The sequence below is a fragment of the Streptomyces sp. NBC_00510 genome (assembly GCA_036013505.1).
In the GTDB taxonomy this organism is placed as follows: domain Bacteria; phylum Actinomycetota; class Actinomycetes; order Streptomycetales; family Streptomycetaceae; genus Actinacidiphila.
In genome coordinates, this window is the sequence record CP107851.1 from 7,923,315 (window position 1) to 7,947,002 (window position 23,688).

The window sequence follows — 23,688 nt, forward strand, 5'->3', positions numbered from 1 at the left end:
ACCGTGGACCTTCGCGACCTCGTCGAAGCAGCGCACGACGGCCCGGGCGAGAACGTCGACGCCCGGAGCCACGGCGCACCTGACGAGGCTTGGCCAACGTCGCACTCGCCACCGCTGACCAGCGTCTCCACACTGCGTCGGCAGCGTTCCACCCCACGAGTACGAGACCCACTACTACGCTCAACACCAGCCCCAACCGACGGCTGGAATCAACCCCTAGTGCTCCACGGAGTCGTGCTTCTCGGTGTCGGCTTCGAAGTAGACGTCGAGGACGGCGTCGAACTCATCGCTCCAGGCCCGCAGCCGGCGTCGGCTGGGCGCGTCGACCCACGTCTCGAACCAGCGGCGCGGGGACAGGTAGACCGTGATGCCGAAGCGATGCCCCCACTTGGGGACGTCGACCTCGACCGCGCCGATCTCTTTCCAACTGAACTCGGCCTCGGTGTCGTCCAGCCGGAAAGTGAGGCCGTCCCGGTCCACCCGGATCGCCCCCCTGCGGTCCGCCGCCTCGAACACCGGGCCCTCACCGGAGCCTTCGGTGACTTCGGCGTCGTCATCGGTGTCGGCGGCGGACTCTTCCGCGGCCGCGGCGGGCGACGGCCCGGCATCGGTCGTCACGTCAGCCGCGGCGTCGGACGCACTGTCGGTCTCGGAGGCCGCGGCCTCGGTTCTGTCGTCTCCATCCGGTTCCGGCCCCAGGATGCCGGGGACGTGTGCCGGATCGATGCCGGCGGCCTGTACGAGCGGGATGTTCGAACCTCTGCTCTGCTCCACGGCGGGCAGTATGGCTGATCGGCCTGTGCACGTGACATCCGCCCCGGCCTTCGGGTTCGGCCGCTGCACCGTGCGCGGTGCTCACCCGAGGAAGTGACCTGCGCCGTCGAGGTCGTCTTACCGGAGCCCGCTCACTGCGATCTTGCTTCTGGCCTCGTAACTGCGCGCGCCGGCATGGGTCGTGCGACGCCGCTGACCGGTCTCACCGAAGGTTGACCGCAGCCGCGGTGAGTCCCTGACCCGGCGGCTGTCGAGGACGACGAGGGACGGCGGCGTACCCGGCCCGCTGGGCCACTCGTTGCATCCCGTGGAGGCCGGGCGGCCGACGCTTTGGGGCCGAGGCGGGGAACACCGGGCTGGGCTCAGCGCTGGCTCAACGACCTCGCGGAGCCCTGAACGGCACGCTCCTGAGCGGGGTCCCTGGCTTCCGGGTGAATTGGATCACCGGCCGGGGCGGCGGCACGCAGCGCCGCCTCGACCCGGCGATTGCCGGTCATGGTCGCCGTGATGGTGGTCATAGTGAGGAGGAGGCCGGCGGCGGTGTAGAGCGGGGTGCGTACGTCATAGGTGGTGGCCAGCCAGCCGCCGAGGAAGGCGCCGAACGGTGCGGCGCACATGGCGAGCATGCGGGAGGTGGAGGCGACCCGGCCCATCAGGTGGGCGGGGACGATCGCCTGTCGGAGGGACGGGCCGAGCACCATCGTGGCGCCCATGCCCGCTCCGCAGACGGCGAGCGCGAGCCCGGCGACGTACGGGTTCGGGGCGGCGGCAAGGCCCGCAATGGCGAGTCCCTCGACTGCGGCCGTGCAGGTCAGCGCGGCGCCGGTGCCGAGTCGCCGGCCGAGGTGGGAGGCGATGGCTGCGCCGAGCAGACCGCCGGTGGCCTCCGCGGTGAGGAGCAGGCCGAAGCCGAAGGTGTCGATGCCGAGACGATCGTGCGCGAAGAGCGCGAGTACGGTCTCCACGGCGAGGAAGGCGATGTTCCCGACCGCCGGACGTAGCGCGAGCCCGAGCAGCAGCTGATCCCGGAAGACGTACGAGGCGCCGGCCCGCGCCTGCCGCAGCAGCGACTCACGGGCCTGCGGTGCGGGCCGGGGTGCGGCGGGCAGTGACCGTACGAGCAGTGCGGAGAGCGCGAACGAGACCGCGTCGGCGAGCAGCGGAACCGCCCGCCCGAGCGCGAGCAAGGCACTGCCCGCGGGCGGCCCGGCGAAGCCGGACGCGGCGGTCTGGGTGCCGCGCAGGCGGGAGTTGGCGCGCTCCAGGGACGCGGGGTCGCGGCCGAGCAGATCCGGCAGGTAGGCCGTGGCGGCCGTGTCGAAGAAGAGTCCGCCGAGGCCGAGGAAGAAGGCGACGGCCGCGAGCAGTGGAATGCTCAAGCCGTCGAGCGCGGCCGCCGCCGCCGGTATCGCGAGCAGCACCGCACGCGCCGCGTCCGTGACCCACATCGTGCGCCGGCGGTCCCAGCGGTCCACCAGCGCACCGCCGAGCACCCCGAAGAGCAGCCACGGCAGCGTTCCGGCGGCCGTGACGACGGCGAGCGCCATCGGATCCCGCGTCAACGTCAACGCGAGCAGCGGCAGCGCGGCGTGCGACACCCCGTCGCCGAGCGAGGACACCGTCTGTGCGGTCCACAGCCGTCCGAAACCGGTCGGCAAATTCCGTACGTCTGAGGTCACTTGGCGTCCCCTTCGGCCTGCACGCGCGATGCCGGGTGGAACAGTGCGAAGACGAGTGACGCATCCGGCAGCGACGGATCGGACAGCTCCCGGTACTCGTCCGCCAGCGCCTGCAGCCGCGCCCCCAGCTCCGCGAACTGCTCCTCGGTGAGCCGCAGATGCGCCATCCCCACATGCCGCTCGCCATCCGCCGGCGCTGCCTCCAGGTCCGCCACCGCATGTCGCATCAGCACATCCGGCCCTCCCTCGCCCGGATCCGGCAGCACGATCGCCCGCGCGGCCATTGCGTAGTACCGCTCGGTGACCCCCCGGACCTTCCGCGTCCGCACCACCTTCACCAGGCCGGCTCGCTCCAGCAGCCGTACGTGGTAGCTGGAACTCCCCTTCGCAAGACCCACCCGCTCGGCGATCTGCGTGATCGTCGCGGGCTCGAAGCGGAGCACGGCCATGATCCGGTGACGCGTGAGATTGGAAACGGCGCGCAGCTGCTCGTCCGTGGTGACGTGAAACGTCTCGGGAAGGTCATCGGTAGGCATGCGAGCAATGGTCAACGACTCTTGACCATTGCGCAAGGGGATTGCGCGCGGACTTCCGGGAAGCTGCTGTCCGGCGCGCGAGACCTTCTGCCGACGCCTCCCACCCGCTGCCAGGTCGGCGGACTGCGCACGGCCGCAGTGCCCCGTCAACTCGAAGCGCCCGCGCGGTAGGCGGACCCGAGCAAGACAGATCGCGACGTGAGGCACAGTCCAAGTGAAGAGGGGGCGGGGAGTGGTGAGGCGGTCGAGATGCCGGCCGTTTTCGCACCCACCCTCGCCGAGGCCGTTCGCGTCGCGTCGCGTCGCGGAAGGGTTTCGTGCTGCTGGTGCCGGTGGGGGCGGCAAGCGATCGTCTGTATCACGGCCTACGATCGGGGCGACATCACTCCATCGACCCCAGAATGCGGTCGAGTGTCCGGCGCCCCATCCTGCTCATCGCCGGATTGCTCTCGACGTAGTACCAGACAACACCCATCGCCTGTTCGAACGCCCATGCCTTGCCGCGCTCCCACTCCAGATCGTCACAGGCCAGTGTCTGCCGGAGCACTTCCCGCGGGCCTGGCTGCAACAGGTGCCAGGCACTGACCAGATCCAGCGCGGGGTCGGCCGGGCCGAAGCCGCCGGTGTCGAGTACGCCGCCGAGCCGGTCTCCCGCGACCAGGACATTGCCGGGAATCAAGTCACCGTGGCTCATCACGTCGGCACCCGTGCGTGGCAACTCCCGAAAGTGGCTCCACACCTGGCGCAGCCGGGGCACGTCGAGCAGCCCATTGCTCTCCTCGAAGCACTTCGCCATCCAATCGTCGTGGTGAGCGAGAACGCCGCCACGGCCCTCGCCGCTGAAGAGCCGCCCCAGCGTCTCGGCCTCCCGGAGGGCTGCGATGAAGGCCGCAAGGTCCTCGGCAAAAGCGTCCGACCCGCTCGGGTCGGCATCAAAGGCAACCGTTCCCGGCAGCCATGTCTGGACCGACCACGGCATGGGATAACCCGCTCCAGGCTGTCCCAAGGCGACGGGTTCCGGGACGGGGAACCGAGACACCCGCGCCAGTTCCGCGCTCGCCCGGGCTTCCTGTTCCAGAACCGCCAGCGCCTCGGCAGCATCGGCCAGACGCAGTGGGAAACGCGCAGAGAGGTCGTTCCCGATGCGGAAGATGGCGTTGACCGTCCCGGTCGACGACAGGAGTCGGATCGCCTTGCCGGTCCACTGAGGGAACTGTTCCTGGACCAAGGTCGCAACGGTTTCGGTGGTCACGTCCACTTGGTCATCGTGCATGGTCATTCTTGCAGGCCCTTCCACTGGTCCAAGTCGAGACGCCGGAGGCAGACCAGATCAACTGAGACGACAGCCAGTATTCATATGCCAGGGTCCAGATCAACTGAGATTTGCGGCCACCGAGGGTCACAGCCGCGGCTTCGGATCAGATCACTCGAGACGGGACGGCCGCCCACCACGGCCTCGATGATGTCGGTCACTGTGATGTAGTGCCGTGACCGCAAACGATCACCGGCGTGGTGTGACGGCTGGGTGCCGGCAGCGGTGGATGTCGTGCAGGTCAGCCGAAGGGCGCGCCAGGGTCCGTCAGTTGCCTGGTCTAGGGTCGCCCGCATGGCTGAGCCCTCCTTTCTGACCGCCGTCCGTGAGTCGTACGACACGGTCGCCGCCGATTACGTCGAGCGCGTCCCGCCTCCGGCCGAGATGGACCCGCTGTCACGCGCGATGCTGGCGGGGTTTGCCGAACTGGTGCGGACGGCGGGTCCCGGGCCGGTCGCGGACCTGGGGTGCGGCCCCGGACGCGTGACGGCGCACCTGGCCGGGCTGGGGGTGCCCGTCTTCGGCGTCGATCTGTCGCCGAAGATGGTCGGGCTGGCCCGGCACGCCTATCCGGACCTGCGGTTCACCGAGGGCTCGATGACCGCGCTGGAGATGAGGGACGACGAGCTCGGCGGCATCCTGGCCTGGTACTCCACCCATCACACGCCCCCGCAGTGGCTGCCGGATGTGTTCGCCGAGTTCCACCGCACGCTCGCGCCCGGCGGCTACCTGCTCTGGGGAGACTATGTCGGCAATGAGCGGCTGCAGCCGACCCACGGCTATGGCCGTCCGGTGTCCTACGAGTCGTACCTCCTGCCCCTGGACCGCATGGTCGACCTGCTGGACCAGGCCGGACTCGTCGTCACCGCGAGGCTGGAGCAGGAGCCCGGCGGGCGCGTGAACAGACCGCACGCCTGCCTCCTGGCCCGCAAGCCCGCAACGCCCTGACGGGGCTCGTTCCCGGGGTGAGGCCGCGCGGCTCTACCGCCGGCGATCGCGGGGCGGGCGGTCAGACCGCTGGGTTGAGAGGGCGGCCGCCCCAGCGGATGCCCTTCTCGCTGCGGACACGGGCACGTTCCCGGCGCTGCGCGGCCAGGACGCCTGGATGGCGTGCGTTCTGGTTGCGCCAGTGCACGAACTGATGCGGCGCGCGGGTCTGGACTGTGTGGTTGGGGCGGTTCGAGTGGGCGAGGGTGAACTGCCGCAGCGGCCCGAAGTGCGCAGGGTCGGTGGACTCCTTCCACGTCTTGGTCCGCTGGAACGTCACGCCGCGAGGCTTCAGCAGGCAGCGCAGGGCCTCGCGTCCACTACGTATCGGGCGGGCGACGTTGCGTCGCAGGTGGGAGGGCCTTGCCTTGCGACTGTTACCGATATATCGTTGAGGTATCGCGACCGTACGATGATGGAAGGAGCGTCACCATGCGTTCCCATGGACATGGACACTTTGGGCCCGGCCATCACGGCCGCGGCGACCACGAGGAGGAGGGGCGGCGCGCGGCGTTCGGCCCGTTCGGACCGCCGTTCGGCGGCGGGCCCTGGGGGCCCGGGCCGTGGCACGGCGGGCGGGGCGGCAGGGGAGGTCCGCGGGGCCGGGCGCGGCGCGGCGACGTGCGCGCCTCGATCCTGGCGCTGCTGGCCGACCGGCCCATGCACGGCTACGAGATGATCCAGGAGATCGCCGAGCGCAGCGGCGGCGCGTGGAAGCCGAGCCCCGGCTCGGTCTACCCGACGCTGCAACTGCTGGAGGACGAGGGCCTGATCAGCAGTGCGTCGGAGGGCGGCAAGAAGCTCTTCACGCTCACCGAGGCCGGCCGTACCGAGGCCGAGGCGGGGCCCGACGCCCCCTGGGAGGAGGCCGGGCGCGGCATCGACTGGGAGGCCATGAACGAGATCCGCAAGGCGGGTGCCGGCCTGGTCGACGCCTTCCGGCAGGTCTGGGCGACCGGTACGCCCGAGCAGCGTGACAAGGCGCTGACCGTGGTCAACGAGGCCCGCAAGAAGCTCTACCTGATCCTCGCCGACGAGGACTGACCCTCTCGACGCCGCCGGCCCGGGACGTGCGCGTCCCGGGCCGGCGGCGTGTCCCGTGCCGTGCCCGCGGGTTACGGGCAGGCCTCGCCGAACTTGACGGCCTTGAAGACCACCGGCTGCCCCGTGAGCCCGGTGCCGGCGGCGGGCGACTGAGAGCACACCTTCCAGTTGCTCTCCATGAGGATGAAACGGTCCCGCCCGGAGGCGTCCTCCGCCGTGATGCCGGTCGAGGCGGTGAGCGTCGTGCGGGCCACCTTCAGGGACGTGCCGGTGAGGTCGGGCATCGTGGCGCCCGCCGAGGCGGGCGGGGGAGCGTCCCGGGCGGGGCAGGACTCCGCGAGCTTCACGGCGCCGAAGTCGACGGTGACGGTGGTGGTCCGGCTTCCCGGGGCCGGGCGCTGGAAGCACACCTTCCAGTCGCGGTCCCAGATCTGCTCGCGGCCGCGGCCCAGCGCGTCGTGCGAGTCCAGGCGGTAGAAGCCCAGCGTCTGGGCCTTGTCCTGGGCGGCCTGCAGGCCCATGCCGGCGAACGAGGGCAGGTCGGCCGGTCCGGCCGTGGCCGCAGCGCTCGCGGGGGGCCGGCCATCGCCGGTGGTGCCACCGTCGGCGGGATCGCAGGCCGTCGCGGTGGCGGCGGCGAGGACGGCGAGCGCGAGGGCGGCGGCGGTGCGGGCGATCTGCATGGGCGGGGCTCCCCTGTCGGTCCATCGGCCCGGCCTGGCCGGGGCAAGCGGTACCGTACCCGGGCACAACGGATCAATGCCGCACTGTCCACCTATGAGTGACGTCCGGTCAGGAGCCCGGGCCCGCTCCGGGCCGGGCCCCGCAGGTCCCGCGGACGACCAGCCGCGTCGGCAGTACGCGCGGCGGGAGCGGGCGGACGGCCTGCGGGTCGAGCAGCTCGCACAGCGCCGCGACGGCCGCGGTGCCGAGGGCGCGGTGGTCCTGGGCGACCGTGGTGAGCGCGGGGCGCACGAGGGTGGCCGCGTCGATGTCGTCGAAGCCGACGACCGCCAGGTCCCCGGGGACGGACAGCCTCGCGTCGGCGACGGCGTGCAGGGCGCCGATCGCCATCATGTCGCCCGCGGCGAACAGCGCCGTCGGCGGCTCGGGCAGGGCGAGCAGGCGCCGGACCGCCCGGCGCCCGCTGTCCAGGAAGAAGTCCCCCGCGACGACGTACTCCTCCGGCACCGCCAGCCCGAGGCGTGCGCAGGCGGTGCGGAAACCGGCCAGCCGCTCGGCGGCGGGGGTGAGTTCCGGCGGGCCGGTGACGGTGGCGATCCGGCGGTGTCCGAGGGAGTGCAGGTGGGCGACGGCCGCCTGCGCCCCGCCGGGGTTGTCGGAGGCGACGCCGACCGTGCGCGGGCCGTCCAGGGCGACGTCGAGACCGGCGCAGGGGACGCCCGAGGCCGCCAGGGCGCGCAGGGCGCGGTCGTCGGCGGGCCGGCCCATCGCGATCACGCCCTCCAGGCTGTGCCGCCGCACGGCCTGGACGTACGTCGTCTGCGGGTCCTCGGGCCCGGCCGTGGTGAGCAGCATGAGGTGGTAGCCCGCGTCGGACAGGGCGGTGCGCACCGAGCTCAGCAGGCCCTGCAGGAAGGGGTGGTGGAGGCCGCGCGACTCGTGTCCGGTGTCCCACAGCAGGCCGATCGTGTCGGATCGGCGCCGCACCAGGGTGCGGGCGGGCTCGTTGGGCGCGTAGCCCAGTTCGCCGGCCAGCCGCCGGATGCGCTCGCGGGTGGCCTGGCTGACCTCGGCCCGGCCGTTGAGCGCGCGCGAGACGGTCGCGGTGGACACCCCGCTGCGCCGGGCGAGCTCCCGGAGGGTGATCGCGGGGCCGGTCCCGGGCGGGGGTGCGGACGAGGGGTCCTCATGGGTTCGCAGCACGGTCACAGTCTTGACGATATGTCATGTCAGCGTCAGTCTGTCGGGTGCGACAGCAGCCGGAAACGTTTACGGCCAGTGCCCGGAAGGGCCCGGACAGGAACGGGATGCCTGCTATGCCAACGAACGAACCGCGCGCACGCCTCACCCGCGACCGGTGGAGAAACCGCGACCGGTGGCGGAACCTCCTCGTCCTCTCGACCGCGGCCGCCTGCGCCGCCGCGGTCGCCTCCGTCCCCGCCCGCGCCGACGGGCCCGTCTACACCCGGGCCGGCGCGCCCGTCGAACTGCGCGTCAAGGACCTGCTGGGGCGCATGACCCTGCAGGAGAAGATCGGTCAGATGGACCAGGTCGCGGTCGCCCGCATCCAGGGCGACTGCGAGTGGAGCGGCGGTGAGCTCAACGAGAGCTGCATGAAGACCGTGCTCGCCGACTACCCCGTCGGCTCGGTGATCTCCGGCGGCGGCATGACCCCGGCCAGGAACACGCCCCAGGACTGGGCGAAGATGGTCAACGCCGTCCAGAAGTACGCGGTCACCAACACGCGCCTGCACATCCCCGTCCTGTACGGCGTGGACGCGGTCCACGGGCACAACAACGTGCTCGGCGCCACCGTCTTCCCGCACCAGATCGGCCTCGGCGCCACCTGGGACCCGGGCACGGTGAAGGACTCCGCCGCGGCCACCGCCCGCGCCGTCGCCGCCACCGGCATCGACTGGAACTTCGCCCCCGTCGCCGACCTCGCCCGCGACCAGCGGTGGGGCCGCTACTACGAGACCTACGGCGAGGACCCGTTGCTCGCCGGCACGCTGGCCGCCTCCGCCGTGACGGGCATCGAGCACGCCGGCGGCTCCAAGCGCGTCGCCGCCAGCGTCAAGCACTACGGCGGCTACTCCGAGCCCTCCAACGGCCACGACCGCGTCCCCGCCGACGTCTCCGTCCGCTACCTCCAGGACACCCTCCTGCCCTCCTACCGGCAGGCGGTCCAGGCCGGCGCCAAGACCGTGATGGTCAACTCCGGTGCCGTCAACGGCGTACCGGCCACCGCGTCGAAGTACCTGCTCACGAAGGTGCTCCGCCAGCAGTGGGGCTTCAAGGGCGTCACCGTCAGCGACTGGGAGGACGTGCGCGCCCTCCAGACCCGGTACAAGATCGCCGCGGACTACCCGGAGGCGATCGCCCTCGCCGTCAACGCGGGCCTCGACATGGCGATGGAGCCGTACTTCGCCAAGGAGTGGAGCACCGGTCTGAAGACGGCCGTCGACCGCGGGCTGGTCCCGACGCGGCGCATCGACGAGGCCGTCGGGCGCGTCCTGCGCATGAAGTTCGAGCTCGGCCTCTTCGAGCACCCCTACGTGGACCCGGCCAAGGCCGACAAGGCGGTGCTCGGTGCGGACGCCGCCCTCGCGCGGCAGGCCGCGGCCGAGTCGCAGGTGCTGCTCCGCAACGAGGGCGGCGTGCTGCCGGTGCGCGCGGACGCCAGGCGCATCGTGGTGGCGGGCTCGTACGCGGACGACATCAACGACCAGGCCGGCGGATGGACGATCGGCTGGCAGGGCGTGCCCGAGGGCGTCGAACTGCCCGGGACGACCATCCTGGAGGGCATCCGCGCGGCGGCCCCCTCCGGCACCGAGGTCGTACGGGCCGCGACCGCGGACGACGCGGTGGCACAGGCCAAGGACGCGGACCTGACCGTCGTCGTGGTCGGCGAGAAGGCCGCCGCCGAGGGCGCCGCGGACAGCCCGCGGCCCGAACTGTCGGCCGACCAGCAGGCGCTGGTCAAGGCGCTGAAGGCGAGCGGCAGGCCGGTCGTCACCGTGGTCGTCGCGGGCCGTCCGCTGGTCCTGGGCGACGCGGCCGGTACCGACGGCCTGGTGATGTCCTGGCTGCCCGGCACCGAGGGCGGCGGGGCCGTCGCCGACGTGCTGTTCGGCAAGGTCAACCCGAGCGGGCGGCTGCCGGTCTCGTGGCCGAAGGACATCGGCAACGAGCCCATGTACTACCAGCAGCTGCCGGGCACGAACGGCGGCCTGGAGTCGTCGTACGACGCGCTCTACCCCTTCGGGTCGGGCCTGTCGTACACGACGTACGCCTACGACGCCCTCACCGCCGACGCCAAGGGCGTCAAGGTGACCGTCTCCAACACCGGCGCGCGGGACGGCGACCTGGTGGTCCCTGTCTACGCGTCACGGGCGGTCAGCGAGGTGCTGTGGCCGGCGCGCAAGTTGGTCGCCTTCACCAAGGTGCACCTGAAGGCGGGCGAGAAGCGGACCGTGCGGCTCGACTTCGCGCGCGGCGCGCTCGCCGTGACGCCGGGCGACATCGACGGCGCGGGGACACGGCGGGTCGAGCGCGGGACGTACACCTTCACGGTGGGGGACAAGAGCGCCGACGCGGTGCTGCGTTAGGCGGCGGGCGCCGGGGACCGCGGCGACCACGCCGCCTGCGGTCCCCGGCTTCCGGGGCGTCCCGGGCTACTCGACGAGACCGGCGAGCTTGCGCAGCGACTCGTTGAGCGCGGCGGTGGCGGTGTCCTTGAGCTTGCCCGCCATGAGGGCGACGGCCGCGCCGTTGAAGGCGCCGTCGATGCGGACGTCGGTCCGGTCGCCGTCCGGCGTCAGGCTGTAGCGGGTCAGCAGGTCCACGGCCATCGGGCCCTTGCCGGCGATCTCGAACCCCCGCCCGGGGTCCACGGACGTGACCTCCCAGTTCACCTCGGCCGGGAAGCCCATCAGCTTCATGTTCTCCCGGTAGGTCGCGCCCGTCTCCAACGGCTCCGGACCGCCGTCGGGGAAGCCGGTGTGCGTGGTGCTCCACTGCGTGTGCGAGCTGAAGTCGGTGAGGGTGCGCCAGACCTTCTCGGCCGGAGCCGCGATGCGGGCCTGTGCGGAGACCTCGGCCATACGACCACACTCCCTTGCGTCGGCGAGTGAGCGGAACGTAACGGCCGGGACCGGAACTTTCAATACTGATGAAACGTCAGAACTGCTGTGGGATGTCAGCCGTTCCTCAGGGCATCGGGCCGTCGTACGCCGCGCGCGCCTGTTCCACCTCGTCCAGGTGGGCGTCCGACCAGCGTGCGAGCGTCGCGAACAGGGGCGCCAGGCTGCGCCCCAGCTCGCTGATCTCGTACTCGACCCGTGGTGGGACCTCCGGGTGGTAGGTGCGGACCACCAGTCCGTCGCGCTCCAGTTGGCGCAGGCGCTGCGTCAGCACCTTCGGGGTGATCCCGCCGATCCGGCGCTGCAGTTCGACGAACCGCTGCCGGCCGTGGGCGTGCAGGCTCCAGAGCACCGGCGTCGTCCAGCGGCTGAAGACGAGGTCCACGACCGGGCCGATGGGGCAGGCGAGTGCCGGGTCGGCGGTGCGGGAGGGGCCTTCGCGAGGGGTCGGGCCGGGGGCGGCGTCGCGGTGCGCGGTCTCGGCGTTCATGGCGGCTCCCTGCGGGCTTCCTGGGGGCTTCCTAGGGGCTTGGGGGATAGTCACTATCCTGTAGGTACCTACTATATCCACGGTGTTAGCTTCGCCGGGTCGTTGACCAACGGACCGGAACGGAGCCGGAAATGATCGCAGTTACAGGGGCCACCGGGAACGTCGGACGCCCTCTCGTACGGGCACTGGCGGCGGCGGGCGAGCCCGTGACGGCCCTCTCACGCCGGGCCCCCGCGGACGACCGGCTGCCCGCCGGCGTACGTCACGTAACCGTCGACCTCGCGTCGCCGGAGGGGCTGCGGCCCGCCCTCGCCGGTGCGAAGGCGCTGTTCCTGCTGGTGGCGGGGGAGCTGCTGGGGCCGCGGGCGAGGCCGCACGACCTGGTGGCGGCCGCCCGGGACAGCGGGGTGCGACGCATCGTTCTGCTCTCCTCGCAGGCGGCGGGGACCCGGCCGGACGCGGTCTCCCACGAGCCGCTGCGGGCCTTCGAGGCGGCGGTCCGCGACTCCGGCGTGGACTGGACGGTCCTGCGTTCGGGCGGCTTCGCCTCCAACGCCCTGGCGTGGGCGGACTCGGTGCGCACTGCGCGCACGGTGGCCGCGCCCTTCGCGGACGTGGCGCTGCCGGTCGTCGATCCCGCGGACGTCGCCGACGCCGCCGCGGTCGTCCTCCGCGAGGGGTCCCACGTGGGCCGGACCTACGTGCTGACCGGGCCCGAAGCGGTCTCCCCGCGCCGGCAGGCGGAGGTGCTCGGCGGGGAACTCGCAGTCCCGCTGCGCTTCGTCGAACTCAGCCGCGAGCAGGCCCGTGAGGGGATGCTGCGCTTCATGCCGGAGCCCGTGGCGGACGGCACGCTGGACATCCTGGGCGAGCCGCTGCCCGCCGAACAGAGGGTCGGCCCCGACGCCGAGGCGGTGCTCGGGCGTCCCGCGCGGCCCTTCGCCGCCTGGGCCGCCCGCCACGCGGCGGCCTTCCGCTGACGCGGAGGTGCCGCCCCGGCCCTCGTGGGGGCGGGGCGGCACCGTGATCCCGTCGCCCGGGTCAGGGACGGACGACGAGCTGGAAGGACTGCGCGGCGGAGCCGTCGCAGGGGCGCTGGACCAGCTGGGTGCCGCTCGGGTCGCCGGTGGGGGCGGTGAGGCACTTGCCGCTGTGCCGGGCGGTGAAGTGGTAGCGGCCGCCGGACTCGGCGACGGGCTTCCACTGCTGGTTGGCGCCGCCGCCGTACGTCCAGAGCTGGAGCGCGGCGTTGTCGGCGGTGGAGACGTCCGTGACGTCCACGGCCTTCGTGGTGTCGTTGCGGGCGGCCAGGCGCGTGTAGCCGCTGTCGGTGGACAGCACGCGGAAGTCCTGGGCGGTGGTGGAGTTGCAGGTGTACTGCTGGATCGCGGTGCCGTTGGCCGTGGCGGCGGCGCGGGCGTCCACGCAGCGGCCGCTGCCGGCGTTGACCAGGGAGTACCAGGAGGTCTCGGAGATCGGGTCGGTGGGGGCGGGGTCACCCGTGGAGCCGGTGCCCAGCCACTTGAGGCCGTCGAGGAGGAAGGTGTTCTGGGTGGCGCTGGCGAAGGTCGACGACAGGGGGGTGTTGGTGTCGTAGTTCATCGCGTTGTGGCCGAAGTTGGCGTACAGCATGCGGTACTTGGTGTTGGTCCACAGGATCGGGTAGTAGCCGCTGTACCACGACTGGTTCGGGTCGGTGCCCAGGGGGAAGCTGACCGGGTCGACGGACGCCAGGACGTCGATGTCCGGGTTGTTGCGCAGGTCGTTGCTCCAGCTGTACCACTCGCTCACCGACGAGGTGAACGTCGCGGGCAGGTGCGTGGTGGAGGGGTGGGTGCGGTCCTCGACGCGCAGCACGGCGCTGGTGGGGCCCCAGGTGTTGGAGCGGAAGTTCCCGCTGCCGAGGAACTGGTTGTAGTACCAGGGCCAGCTCTGCGCGTTGTCGGTCCAGGCCGAGACGTGGAAGCCCATCCAGGCGCCGCCGCCGCGCATGTAGGTCTCGAAGCCGGAGCGCTGGGCGGCGCTCTGCGGGGCGTCGTCGAGGAAGAGGACGACCTGGTACTGCTTCAGCGCGTTCGCGTCGGTCAGCAGGTTCCAGTTGGTCGTCGAGGTGTACGTGAAGCCGTTGGCGGCGCCCGCCTGCGGGAACCACTGGTTGGCTTCCTTGACGAAGTTGATGTGGGCCGCGTCCCAGGTGCCGTTGTAGAACGCCAGCACCTTGAAGGGGGCGGCGGCGGGGGCGGACGTGGCCGGGGCGGCGACGGCGCCCAGGAGGACGGCGAGCAGCAGTAACAGGCGGGCGGCGGCGCGCCTCGCGGCGCTCGTGGCACGGGTCATGGGGGGAGGTCCTTCCCGGTCGGCGGGCGCGTGTGGGGGGCGCCGGTGGGGGAGCGGGGTGGGGGAGAGGTGGTGGGGGGAGGCGGTGGGGAGGCCTTGTTCAACTCGTGATTTAAGGAGTGAAGGAAGGGTGCAGTCAAGACTTTGGTACAGACCAGTACCGTCCGCCCAGGTGGCCGCCGTTGATCAGCAGGTCCGGGCGGGGGGTCCGGCGGCGCGGGTCCCGAGGGGCGGCCCGGCCGGCACAGCGCCTTCAAGTGTTGTCCGGCCCGGATGCGGCGGAGCCTGTCGGCCGCACCGTGCCGCACCGTGTCGCATCGGCTGCCAACTGCGCAAATGCCATGCCCAGGCGCCGGGTTGTGGCACTACCACGCATCCGGCGGCGTTCGAAATCCGTAGCGCGACCTCTTGACGTGTCCGCTGCGGAAGCCTAACTTCACGCCGTGAAGAAAGGTCGATCCGACCTTTGAGCTGCTGTCGCATGGCCGGGCGCGTGCGCCCGGCCACCCCCCACCTCCGTCATGCCACGTCATGCCGTCGCCCGCTTCGGCATGCCCGCTCACACCCCCCACGGCGCCGCGCCCCGCGCGGCACAGGAGTCCTCCATGAGAACCCTCGGAGCGCCGTCCCGCGGCGTCCCCGGACGCGGCCGGGTCCGGCGCCGCGTCGCACCGCTCGCGCTCGGCGCGCTGTTCGCCTCGGGCCTGTCGGCCGTCGTGCTGACCGCCCCGCAGGCCCAGGCCGCCTCCCTCCCCACCGGCTGGGTGACCGTCGCCGCCAAGCACAGCGGCAAGTGCGTCGACGCCGCCGCCGCGGGCACCGCCGACGGCACCGCGGTCCAGCAGTACGCGTGCAACGGCACCACCGCGCAGCAGTGGCAGTTCCAGGCGACGAGCGACGGCTACGTGCGGGTCAACAACCGCAACGACGCGGCCAAGTCCTGGGACGTCACCGACGTCTCCACGGCGGACGGCGCCCCGGTCCAGCTCTGGTCGTACTCGGGCGGCGCCAACCAGCAGTGGCTGCCGGTCGAGGAGACCGGCGGGACGTACCACTTCGTGAACCGCAACAGCGGCAAGTGCCTCGACGTGCCCGCCGCCTCCACCGCCGACGGCGCGCGCATCCAGCAGTACACCTGCAACGGCACCGCCGCGCAGTCCTTCAGCCTCGGCTCCACCGACACCCCGCAGAACCCGCCGGGCACCCCCGACCTCGGCCCCAACGTCTCGGTCTTCGACCCGTCGATGTCCTCGGCCGCCATCCAGAGCCGGCTCAGCCAGGTCTTCGGCCAGCAGGAGTCCAACCAGTTCGGCTCCCAGCGCTACGCCCTGCTCTTCAAGCCCGGCAGCTACAGCGTCGACGCCAACGTCGGCTTCTACACCCAGGTCGCGGGCCTCGGCCTGTCGCCGGACGACGTGACGATCAACGGCGCGGTCCATGCCGAGGCCGACTGGTTCCAGGGCAACGCCACCCAGAACTTCTGGCGCTCCGCGGAGAACCTCTCCGTCAACCCGACCGGCGGCACCGACCGCTGGGCGGTCTCGCAGGCGGCCCCGTACCGGCGCATGCACGTCCGCGGAAACCTGCAGCTGGACGACGGCGGCTGGTCCAGCGGCGGCCTGATCGCCGACTCCAAGATCGACGGCCAGGTGCGCTCCGGCTCCCAGCAGCAGTGGCTGTCGCGGAACAGCCAGTGGGGCAGCTGGACGGGCTCCAACTGGAACATGGTCTTCGTCGGTGACGTCAACGCCCCCGCGAACACCTTCCCGAGCCCGCCGTACACCACGGTCGCCCAGTCGCCGGTGACGCGTGAGAAGCCGTTCCTGTACGTGGACTCGGCCGGCGCCTACAAGGTCTTCGTCCCGGCGCTGCGCACCAACACCCAGGGCACGACCTGGGCGGGCGGCAGCCCGGCCGGCAGTTCGCTGCCGATCGACCAGTTCTTCATCGTCAAGCCCGGCGCCACCGCCACCGACATCAACGGCGCGCTCGCCCAGGGCAAGAACCTGCTGTTCACGCCCGGGGTCTACCACCTCAACCAGACGCTCAACATCAACCGTGCCGACACCGTCGTCCTGGGCCTGGGCCTGGCCACCGTCATCCCGGACAACGGCATCACCGCGGTGAACGTCGCCGACGTCGACGGCGTCAAGATCGCCGGACTGCTCATCGACGCTGGCACCACCAACTCGCAGACACTGATGCAGGTCGGCCCCGCCGGCTCGTCCGCGCGGCACACCGCCGACCCGATCTCGCTGCACGACGTCTTCTTCCGCATCGGCGGTGCGGGCGTCGGCAAGGCCACCCAGAGCCTGGTGGTCAACAGCTCGGACGTCATCGGCGACCACATGTGGCTGTGGCGCGCCGACCACGGCAGCGGGGTGGGCTGGAACAGCAACACCGCCGCCAACGGCCTGATCGTCAACGGCTCGAACGTGACGATGTACGGCCTGTTCGTCGAGCACTACCAGCAGCACCAGGTGATCTGGAACGGCAACGGCGGCCGCACGTACTTCTTCCAGAACGAGATGCCGTACGACCCGCCCAACCAGGCCGCCTGGATGAACGGCTCCACCCGCGGCTACGACGCCTACAAGGTCAGCCCCTCGGTGACCAGCCACGAGGCCTGGGGCCTGGGCAGTTACTGCTACTTCAACGTCAACCCGTCCGTCGTCGCCGACCGGGCCTTCGAGGTCCCCGCGGTGTCCGGGGTCCGCTTCCACGACATGGTGACGGTCTCCCTCGGCGGCACGGGCACGATCATCCACGTGATCAACAACAGCGGAGGCCCGTCCAACTCCGCGAACAACGTGGCCAACCTCGTCTCCGGTCCCTGACCCCGGCCGGACGACGACCGGCGGGGCCGCCGCCGTCCGCACGGCGGGCGGCGGCGACCCCGCCCCCAGCCATGCCCGCGAGCCCTCCCGCGGTCATCGCGGCGCCCAACGAACCGGTGGCGCGGGGGGCTTGACGCAAGGCTGGTCTAGTCCATACCGTCATCGGCCATCAGCTGTTCATGTAGTGAGGAGATGTTCACCTACATGAACAGCTGTCCAGATCCCCCCACCCCGCTGTCCCACCCCCCAACGGCTTGCCCCCCACGACGTGCACCCCGGGTGCGCACACGAAGGAGCCGTCCCGTGCTGAAATCCGCCGTCAGAGCCCTCGCCGCGGCCCCCGCCGTCCTCGCGATGGCCGCCACCGCCGTCGTCGCCACCGGCGGCTCCGCGAGCGCCGCCGCCAACCCCGGCCCCGGCTTCCCCGCCCACTACGCCGCGCCCTACGTCGAGACCTGGAACTCGACCTCGGCGATGACCAACGCCCGCAACGCGACGGGCCTGAAGTACTTCACCCTCGCCTTCGTCATCGACGGCGGCGGCTGCAACGCCATGTTCAACGGCGACACGCCCGTCACCGACGCCGGCTGGACCTCCGCGGTCAACTCCCTGCGGGCCGCGGGCGGCGACGTCATCGTCTCCTTCGGCGGCGCCTCCGGCACCGAGATCGGCCTCTCCTGTACGACCGTGTCCGCGCTCAAGGCCCAGTACAAGAAGGTCGTCGACGCCCTCAACCTCACCCGCGTCGACCTGGACGTCGAGGGCAGCGCGATCGCCAACACCGCGGCGAACGACCGCCGCAACAAGGCGCTCGCCCAGCTCCAGCAGGAGTACGCGGCCGCCGGGCGCAAGCTCGACGTCCAGTACACCCTGCCGTCCATGCCGAACGGCCTGGACGACAACGGGACGAAGCTGCTCTCCAACGCCAAGAGCAACGGGCTGAACGTCAACCTCGTCAACATCATGACGATGGACTACTACGACGGGACCCGCGACATGGGCAAGGCGGCCACCGACGCCGCCACCGCCCTGCGCGGCCAGCTCGGCGCCATCTGGCCGGAGAAGTCCGACGCCCAGCTGTGGGCGATGGAGGGCAACACCCCGATGATCGGGGTCAACGACGACACCAGCGAGATCTTCACCACCGGCAACGCCACCACCCTCGCCAACTTCGCCAAGTCCAAGGGCATCCAGGAGCTCGCCTTCTGGGCGCTCGGCCGCGACAAGGCCTGCGCCACCAACGGGCAGCTCTCCGACAGCTGCAGCGGCACCCCGCAGAGCGCCTGGCAGTTCTCCTCCGTCTTCAACACCGTGACCGGCGGCGGCACGACCCCGCCGCCCACCGGATCCACCGGCCAGATCACCGGCCTCGGCGGCAAGTGCGTCGACATCGCCGCCGCGAGCAGCGCCAACGGCACCGCCGTCCAGATGTACGACTGCAACGGCACCACCGCGCAGCAGTGGACGGTGGGCACCGACGGCACGCTGCGCGCGCTCGGCAAGTGCATGGACCTCACCGCGGCCGGCACCGCCAACGGCACCAAGGTCCAGCTGTACGACTGCAACGGCACCGGCGCCCAGGTCTGGCAGCGCGGCAGCGGGGACACCCTGGTCAACCCCGCGTCCGGCAAGTGCCTGGACGTCACCGACAAGTCCACCGCCAACGGCGCCCGGCTGCAGATCTGGACCTGCGCCGGCGGCACCAACCAGCAGTTCCACCTCCCGGCCTGACGGCCCCACCGCCGCCGCCCGGCGCACCGCGCGACCGCGGTGCGCCGGGCGGCCGCATGCCAGGATCGGTGCGTGACCGACGACCAGGCACCCGTGACCGCCGACGCCCTCCGGGAGCGCATGCGCTCCGCGCCCGTCCTCGGCGGGCCCCTCCCGTCCTTCGACCCCGCGACCGCCGGACCCGACCCCGGGCCGCTGTTCGCCCGCTGGCTGGCGTACGCCCTCGACGACGGCGTCCCGGAGCCGCACGTCATGACCCTCGGCACGGCGGACGCCGCCGGCCGGCCCTCGGCACGGGTGCTCATGCTGCGCGGCGTCGACCTCGACCGTCCCGCCTTCGACTTCGCCTCGGACGCGGCCAGCCGCAAGGGCCGCGACTTGGCGGACCGCCCCCACGCCGCGCTCACCTGGTACTGGCCGCGGCACGGCCGGCAGATCCGGGTGACCGGACCGGTCGAGACCCTGGACCGCGCCACCGCCCGCCGCGACTTCCTCGGCCGCCGCGAGGCCTCCCGGATTGCCGGCTTCACGGGCGTGATGAGCGCCCCGATGCAGGGACGCGCCGCGTACGAGGAGGCGCGCCGCCGGGCCACCGAGCACGTCGCCGCCCACCCCGACGACGTGCCCGAGGGCCACACCGTCTACCGGCTCGTCGCCGACGAGGCCGAGTTCTGGCAGGGCGCCCCCGCCCAGGGCCACGTCCGCCTCCGCTACACCCGCGACCCCGTCGCCCCCGGCGGCTGGACACGAGGTCTGCTCTGGCCCTGAGGCCTCACGGCAGGTGCCGCACCCCCGGCGGGCCGGAAGCGGTGCGGACGCGGGCGGCGTCCCGGCCCGGCGGGGCGCCGAACAGACGGCGGTACTCGCGGTTGAACTGGGTGGGGCTGGCGTAGCCGACGACATGGCCGACGCCCGCGACGTCCTCGGGCCGGGCCACGAGGAGCGAGCGGGCCTCCTGGAGGCGGATGCGTTTTTGGAACTGCAGGGGGCTCATGGTCGTCACGGCGCGGAAGTGCCGGTGGAAGGCGGAGGGGCTCATGCCGGCGAGACGGGCGAGGTCCTCGATCCGCAGGGGCTCGGCGTAGTGGTCACGGATCCAGTGGATGGCCCGGCTGACGTGGGACAGGCCGCTGTCGGCCAGGCCGATCTGACGGACCATGGTGCCGTGGGGGCCGGTGAGCAGCCGCCAGAGGATCTCCCGCTCGATCATCGGGGCGAGCACGGGGGCGTCCGCGGGGTGGTCGAGCAGCCGCAGCAGCCGCACGACGGCGTCGAGGAGGTCGGGTCCGGCCTCACCGGTCGCGATCGCGGGTGGGGCGGACGCGGCTCGGGCCCGGCGCCCGGGCGGTGCCTCCAGCAGCAGCGGGGCGATGGCGGCCGCGCGCAGGACCAGCCCCATGCCCAGCGCGGGGTGCCGCGGGCTCATGTCCACGTAGTGGCCGGTGACCGGCAGGACCGCGGTGACCACGAGGTACTGCCCCGCCCGGTAGTCGTGCACCTCGTCGCCGAGCAGCAGGCGCTTGCCGCCCCGGGCCATGACGACCAGCAGCGGTTCGGTCAGCGAGTAGTCCGGCGGGGCCGTCGCCACCCGTGACAGCAGCAGACCGTCGATGGACGTCCGCAGGTCGGGCCGGGCGTGGGTCGCGATGAGGCCGCGGACCTCGTCCAGGAGGTCGGGAGGGGGGCGCACACCTCACCGAAGCATCCCCGCCCGGGTCCCGGCAAGCCCGATCGGGGCGAAGTCGGCAGGATCGGGCAAGAGCCCGCGAGGATCGGTCTACCCCGCCGGAGCCGTCTCCCGTTGCATGGAGTGGACAGATTCCGACGCACAAGGGAGCACGTCCATGGCGCTCGACCACTACGTCACCCTCGGCCGGTCCGGGCTGCGGGTCAGCCCGTTCGCGCTCGGCGCGATGACCTTCGGCGAGGACCCCGGCGGCGCCGGGTGCAGCGTCGAGGAGTCGGAGAAGATCCTGGAGACCTACCTGGACCGCGGCGGGAACTTCATCGACACCGCGAACTTCTACACCAACGGCCACTCGGAGCGGATCCTCGGCGACTGGTTCGCCGCCCACCCCGGGCGGCGCGAGCACGTCGTGCTGGCGTCGAAGTTCTTCACCAACCTCTTCCCCGGCGACCCCAACGGCGGTGGCGCGGGCCGCGGTTCGATCGTCGCCCAGCTCGACGAGACCCTGCGCCGCCTGCGCACCGACCACCTGGACCTGTACTGGCTGCACAACTGGGACCGGCACACCCCGATCGAGGAGACGATGCGCACCCTCGACGACCTGGTGCGCGCGGGCAAGATCCGCTACATCGGCTTCTCCAACACCCCCGCCTGGCTGACCGCGCAGGCCCAGACCACCGCGCTGCTGAAGGGCTGGACCCCGCTGATCGCGCTGCAGGTCGAGTACTCACTGCTGGCCCGCACCGTGGAGGGCGAACTCGCCCCGCTCGCCCTCGACCAGGGCATGGCGCTCGTGCCGTGGAGCCCGCTGAAGAACGGCTTCCTGTCCGGCAAGTACCGGCGCGGCGGCGCGGTCGCCGACTCCGTCCGCACCTCGTTCGTGGGCGGTCCAGGGGAGGACGAGTACCCGGTGATCGAGGAGGTCGCCGCCGTCGCCGACGAGCTGGGGACCACCTCGGCGGCGGTGTCCCTGGCGTGGCTGCGCGCCCGCGAGGGCACCGTCGTGCCGATCGTCGGCGCGCGGCGCCTGGAGCACCTCGAGGACAACCTCGCGGGCCTCGGGACGGTCCTCGCCCCGGAGCACCTGCGGCGGCTGGACGAGGTGTCCGCCCCGGTGCTGGGCTACCCGGCGCCCCTGCACGGCGAGTTGCAGGCGATGCTGCAGTTCGCGGGCACCACGGTCGACGGCCGGGCGTCCTCGGTGTACCCGCCGCTGCTGCAGAGTGACGTCCGCTACTGAACCGCCCGCGGCGCCCGGCCCGGGGCTGGTCCGGGGCCGGTCCTGGGGCCGCCGTCATCCCTGAGGAGGACGCGGCGCACGCGGGCGCCCGTCCAGCGCAGGACGGCGGAATGGGACCGTGCGGCGATGCCGCCCGGGCCTGCCGTCTGATGGGGTGGACCGCGTGCACTGGAACGACTCGCGGCTCGGCGCCGAGCTGCGCACGGCGACCGCCGCCGCCCGGCGGCGCGCCACCAGGGACGGGGACCGGCAGGTCGACACCGCGCACCTCCTGCACTCCCTCCTCGAGGCCGACCCGCGGGCGCGGGAAGCCGTGGAGGGAGCGGCGGGCGCGGCCGGTGCGACGGGTGCCGCCGCCGGCGGGCGGGTGGCGCGCGTCCTCGGCTACCTCGCGCAGCGCACCATCGGCTACGGCATCGCCTGGCGGGACGCGGTCGAGGACCCGGGCGCCGGAAGCGTGCTCACCGCCGTCGACGCGCCCGGCTGGAGCCCGGCCGCCGCCGCGGCCCTGCGTGCGGCCGCCGTCCGCGCCGGGGACCGGGGCGCGCCGCGGGCCGAGGGCACCGACCTGCTCGCCGCGCTCGTCGACGACCGCGGGAGCCGGGCGGCACAGGTGCTGAGGGCGGCGGGGGTCGAACCGGAGGTCCTGACCGGGCGCCCGCGCCCGCCACGTGCCGAGGGCGACAGTCGCCACAGGGATGACGGTCCTGTCGCGAGCTGACATCATGGCCCGATGCATGTGTCTCAGGGGAGGAACGCCGGGCTCTGGCTCGCGCTGGTGTCCGCGTTCGCGTTCGGCGGTTCGGGGGTGGCGGCCAAGCCGCTGATCGAGGCGGGGCTCGACCCGCTGCACGTGGTGTGGTTGCGCGTCACCGGCGCCACACTCGTCATGCTCCCCGTGGTGCTGCGGCACCGGGCGCTCCTGCTGCGCCGCCCCGGTCTGCTGCTCGGCTTCGGCCTGCTCGGCGTCGCCGGCGTCCAGACGCTCTACTTCGCGGCGATCTCCCGCATCCCGGTCGGCGTCGCGATCCTCGTGGAGTTCCTCGGCCCCGCGCTGCTGCTCGGCTGGGTGCGCTTCGTCCAGCGCAAGGCGGTCAGCAAGGCCGCGGCGATCGGTGTCGTGCTCGCCGTCGGCGGCATGGCCGCCGTGGTCGAGGTGTGGTCCGGGCTCGCCTTCGACCCGCTGGGCCTGGCGCTCGCCTTCGGCGCCGCCTGCTGCCAGGTCAGCTACTTCGTCCTGGCCGACCACGGCAGCGACGGCGACGACGCGCCGGACCCGGTCGCCGTCATCGCCTACGGCCTGGCCATCGGCGCCGTCGTGCTCACCGCGGTCTCCCGTCCCTGGTCGATGGACTGGTCGGTGCTCACCCGGCAGGCGGCCCTCGGCGAGACCGACGTGCCCGCGGTCCTGCTCGTCGGCTGGGTCGTGCTGGTGGCCACCGTGCTCGCCTACCTGACCGGTGTGGTCGCCGTACGACGGCTGTCGCCGCAGGTGGCCGGCGTCGTGGCCTGCCTGGAGGCGGTGGTCGGCACCGTCTTCGCGTGGGTGCTGCTGGGCGAGCACCTCGCGCTGCCGCAGATCATCGGGGGAACGCTCGTACTGGCGGGGGCCTTCGTCGCCCAGACCGCCAAGAAGCAGGGCACGACCACGGTCGTCGCCTCCAGTGCCCCGGCCGACACGGAGGCCGCCGCTTCCGCGACGCAACCCGCGTAACGCTCCCGCTGGCGGCGCCGGCCCTGCGGTGGTCTCGGGTAAGTGGTTGTCGCTCGTCGTCGCGGCCACGCGCCGCTGCGGAGGACCAACACGACCGTCCGGGACACCTGCGCGGCCTGTGCCGCCCCCCGCCCGGGTCGCTATGCGCGCCGGCCCCTTGGCCCGGCCACGTCCCGTAGGGCGGCCGCGTGCCGTGGACGGCGTTGGCGCGGCGTGGTCCGCCGGAGTCACCGGTGGTCGATGGGTGCTCGTCGTCGCGGCCACGCGCCGCGGGCGGCCGGGGCGTTCTGCCTGCGGGGTCCGGCGCCGGCGGTCGCGTTGGCCCGCGTGACGCGCGGTGGTGTCGGTGGCGCGGCCCCGCTGGCGCGGCGGCCGCGTCCGCCCCGGCACAGCGTGATCGTCCCCGTCCGGAACGTCATGCGCGCTGCCCCGCCGGGCCTACCGCCAGGCCGGGCCGCGGCGGTCGTGGTGCCCCCGGTGCCGTGCGCTGCCGG

General features: G+C 72.5%; 21 protein-coding genes. 10 read left to right on the forward strand and 11 right to left on the reverse strand.

Annotated features, from left to right (window positions below; translation table 11 throughout):
- Positions 1–216: 216 nt before the first annotated feature.
- From OG937_35860 to OG937_35875, 4 genes are all read right to left on the reverse strand, one after another.
- Positions 217–774 (reverse strand): hypothetical protein, encoded by a 558-nt coding sequence (locus OG937_35860; protein ID WUD76686.1) that lies wholly within the window; start codon positions 772–774, stop codon positions 217–219.
- A gap of 362 nt (positions 775–1,136) precedes the next feature.
- Positions 1,137–2,453, reverse strand: coding sequence for an MFS transporter (locus tag OG937_35865; GenBank protein ID WUD76687.1), 1,317 nt, complete (start codon positions 2,451–2,453; stop codon positions 1,137–1,139).
- On the reverse strand, positions 2,450–2,989 hold the full coding sequence (locus OG937_35870) for a winged helix-turn-helix domain-containing protein (GenBank protein ID WUD76688.1): 540 nt from the start codon (positions 2,987–2,989) through the stop codon (positions 2,450–2,452). The genes OG937_35865 and OG937_35870 overlap by 4 nt, the downstream gene beginning before the upstream one ends.
- A gap of 382 nt (positions 2,990–3,371) precedes the next feature.
- Complete coding sequence (locus OG937_35875) at positions 3,372–4,268, reverse strand: aminoglycoside phosphotransferase family protein (protein ID WUD76689.1); 897 nt, start codon at positions 4,266–4,268, stop codon at positions 3,372–3,374.
- Positions 4,269–4,595: 327 nt separating this feature from the next.
- Between OG937_35875 and OG937_35880 the strand changes: the two genes are divergently transcribed.
- On the forward strand, positions 4,596–5,249 hold the full coding sequence (locus OG937_35880) for a class I SAM-dependent methyltransferase (GenBank protein ID WUD76690.1): 654 nt from the start codon (positions 4,596–4,598) through the stop codon (positions 5,247–5,249).
- Between the two features lie 61 nt (positions 5,250–5,310).
- Here OG937_35880 and OG937_35885 read toward each other — a convergent pair whose 3' ends face one another.
- A complete protein-coding gene (locus OG937_35885) occupies positions 5,311–5,568 on the reverse strand; it encodes a hypothetical protein (GenBank protein WUD76691.1) in 258 nt (85 codons plus the stop codon).
- 152 nt (positions 5,569–5,720) lie between these two features.
- Between OG937_35885 and OG937_35890 the strand changes: the two genes are divergently transcribed.
- The gene (locus tag OG937_35890) at positions 5,721–6,332 is read left to right on the forward strand and encodes a PadR family transcriptional regulator (protein WUD76692.1); all 612 of its coding nucleotides are present in this window, start codon (positions 5,721–5,723) and stop codon (positions 6,330–6,332) included.
- A 71-nt stretch (positions 6,333–6,403) separates the two neighbouring features.
- Here OG937_35890 and OG937_35895 read toward each other — a convergent pair whose 3' ends face one another.
- Positions 6,404–7,015, reverse strand: a complete 612-nt coding sequence (locus OG937_35895) for a PASTA domain-containing protein (protein WUD76693.1) — start codon at positions 7,013–7,015, stop codon at positions 6,404–6,406.
- 109 nt (positions 7,016–7,124) lie between these two features.
- A complete protein-coding gene (locus OG937_35900) occupies positions 7,125–8,225 on the reverse strand; it encodes a LacI family transcriptional regulator (protein ID WUD76694.1) in 1,101 nt (366 codons plus the stop codon).
- Between the two features lie 107 nt (positions 8,226–8,332).
- Here OG937_35900 and OG937_35905 point away from each other — a divergent pair, with 107 nt between their 5' ends.
- Entirely contained in the window at positions 8,333–10,624 is a 2,292-nt protein-coding gene (locus OG937_35905) for a glycoside hydrolase family 3 C-terminal domain-containing protein (protein ID WUD76695.1), read from the forward strand.
- A gap of 66 nt (positions 10,625–10,690) precedes the next feature.
- Here the strand turns inward: OG937_35905 and OG937_35910 are convergent, their stop codons facing one another.
- A complete protein-coding gene (locus OG937_35910; GenBank protein ID WUD76696.1) occupies positions 10,691–11,119 on the reverse strand; it encodes an SRPBCC family protein in 429 nt (142 codons plus the stop codon).
- A 106-nt stretch (positions 11,120–11,225) separates the two neighbouring features.
- Positions 11,226–11,648, reverse strand: a complete 423-nt coding sequence (locus OG937_35915; protein WUD76697.1) for a helix-turn-helix transcriptional regulator — start codon at positions 11,646–11,648, stop codon at positions 11,226–11,228.
- Positions 11,649–11,779: 131 nt separating this feature from the next.
- On the opposite strand from OG937_35915, the gene OG937_35920 reads away from it, so the two are divergent.
- Positions 11,780–12,628 (forward strand): NAD(P)H-binding protein, encoded by an 849-nt coding sequence (locus OG937_35920; GenBank protein WUD76698.1) that lies wholly within the window; start codon positions 11,780–11,782, stop codon positions 12,626–12,628.
- 61 nt (positions 12,629–12,689) lie between these two features.
- Here OG937_35920 and OG937_35925 read toward each other — a convergent pair whose 3' ends face one another.
- Complete coding sequence (locus OG937_35925; GenBank protein ID WUD76699.1) at positions 12,690–13,985, reverse strand: ThuA domain-containing protein; 1,296 nt, start codon at positions 13,983–13,985, stop codon at positions 12,690–12,692.
- A gap of 605 nt (positions 13,986–14,590) precedes the next feature.
- On the opposite strand from OG937_35925, the gene OG937_35930 reads away from it, so the two are divergent.
- The 3 genes from OG937_35930 to OG937_35940 all read left to right on the forward strand — a co-directional run bounded on the left by OG937_35930 (position 14,591) and on the right by OG937_35940 (position 19,321).
- Positions 14,591–16,822 (forward strand): RICIN domain-containing protein, encoded by a 2,232-nt coding sequence (locus tag OG937_35930; GenBank protein ID WUD76700.1) that lies wholly within the window; start codon positions 14,591–14,593, stop codon positions 16,820–16,822.
- A gap of 303 nt (positions 16,823–17,125) precedes the next feature.
- The gene (locus tag OG937_35935) at positions 17,126–18,553 is read left to right on the forward strand and encodes a ricin-type beta-trefoil lectin domain protein (protein WUD76701.1); all 1,428 of its coding nucleotides are present in this window, start codon (positions 17,126–17,128) and stop codon (positions 18,551–18,553) included.
- A 72-nt stretch (positions 18,554–18,625) separates the two neighbouring features.
- Positions 18,626–19,321: a pyridoxal 5'-phosphate synthase gene (locus OG937_35940; GenBank protein ID WUD76702.1), complete on the forward strand. Its 696-nt coding sequence runs from the start codon at positions 18,626–18,628 to the stop codon at positions 19,319–19,321.
- A gap of 4 nt (positions 19,322–19,325) precedes the next feature.
- Here the strand turns inward: OG937_35940 and OG937_35945 are convergent, their stop codons facing one another.
- Positions 19,326–20,243, reverse strand: coding sequence for an AraC family transcriptional regulator (locus OG937_35945; protein ID WUD76703.1), 918 nt, complete (start codon positions 20,241–20,243; stop codon positions 19,326–19,328).
- Positions 20,244–20,397: 154 nt separating this feature from the next.
- Here OG937_35945 and OG937_35950 point away from each other — a divergent pair, with 154 nt between their 5' ends.
- From OG937_35950 to OG937_35960, 3 genes are all read left to right on the forward strand, one after another.
- Complete coding sequence (locus OG937_35950) at positions 20,398–21,480, forward strand: aldo/keto reductase (protein ID WUD76704.1); 1,083 nt, start codon at positions 20,398–20,400, stop codon at positions 21,478–21,480.
- A gap of 163 nt (positions 21,481–21,643) precedes the next feature.
- Positions 21,644–22,201, forward strand: coding sequence for a peptidase (locus tag OG937_35955; protein ID WUD76705.1), 558 nt, complete (start codon positions 21,644–21,646; stop codon positions 22,199–22,201).
- 12 nt (positions 22,202–22,213) lie between these two features.
- The gene (locus tag OG937_35960) at positions 22,214–23,194 is read left to right on the forward strand and encodes an EamA family transporter (protein ID WUD76706.1); all 981 of its coding nucleotides are present in this window, start codon (positions 22,214–22,216) and stop codon (positions 23,192–23,194) included.
- The last annotated feature ends 494 nt before the right edge of the window (positions 23,195–23,688 follow it).

Coding starts and splice junctions, on each gene's coding strand:
- OG937_35870 (WUD76688.1), bottom strand. CDS start 2,989: ATGCCTACCGATGACCTTCCCGAGACGTTTCACGTCACCACGGACGAG.
- OG937_35875 (WUD76689.1), bottom strand. CDS start 4,268: ATGACCATGCACGATGACCAAGTGGACGTGACCACCGAAACCGTTGCG.
- OG937_35880 (WUD76690.1), top strand. CDS start 4,596: ATGGCTGAGCCCTCCTTTCTGACCGCCGTCCGTGAGTCGTACGACACG.
- OG937_35890 (WUD76692.1), top strand. CDS start 5,721: ATGCGTTCCCATGGACATGGACACTTTGGGCCCGGCCATCACGGCCGC.
- OG937_35895 (WUD76693.1), bottom strand. CDS start 7,015: ATGCAGATCGCCCGCACCGCCGCCGCCCTCGCGCTCGCCGTCCTCGCC.
- OG937_35905 (WUD76695.1), top strand. CDS start 8,333: ATGCCAACGAACGAACCGCGCGCACGCCTCACCCGCGACCGGTGGAGA.
- OG937_35910 (WUD76696.1), bottom strand. CDS start 11,119: ATGGCCGAGGTCTCCGCACAGGCCCGCATCGCGGCTCCGGCCGAGAAG.
- OG937_35915 (WUD76697.1), bottom strand. CDS start 11,648: ATGAACGCCGAGACCGCGCACCGCGACGCCGCCCCCGGCCCGACCCCT.
- OG937_35920 (WUD76698.1), top strand. CDS start 11,780: ATGATCGCAGTTACAGGGGCCACCGGGAACGTCGGACGCCCTCTCGTA.
- OG937_35925 (WUD76699.1), bottom strand. CDS start 13,985: ATGACCCGTGCCACGAGCGCCGCGAGGCGCGCCGCCGCCCGCCTGTTA.
- OG937_35930 (WUD76700.1), top strand. CDS start 14,591: ATGAGAACCCTCGGAGCGCCGTCCCGCGGCGTCCCCGGACGCGGCCGG.
- OG937_35950 (WUD76704.1), top strand. CDS start 20,398: ATGGCGCTCGACCACTACGTCACCCTCGGCCGGTCCGGGCTGCGGGTC.
- OG937_35960 (WUD76706.1), top strand. CDS start 22,214: ATGCATGTGTCTCAGGGGAGGAACGCCGGGCTCTGGCTCGCGCTGGTG.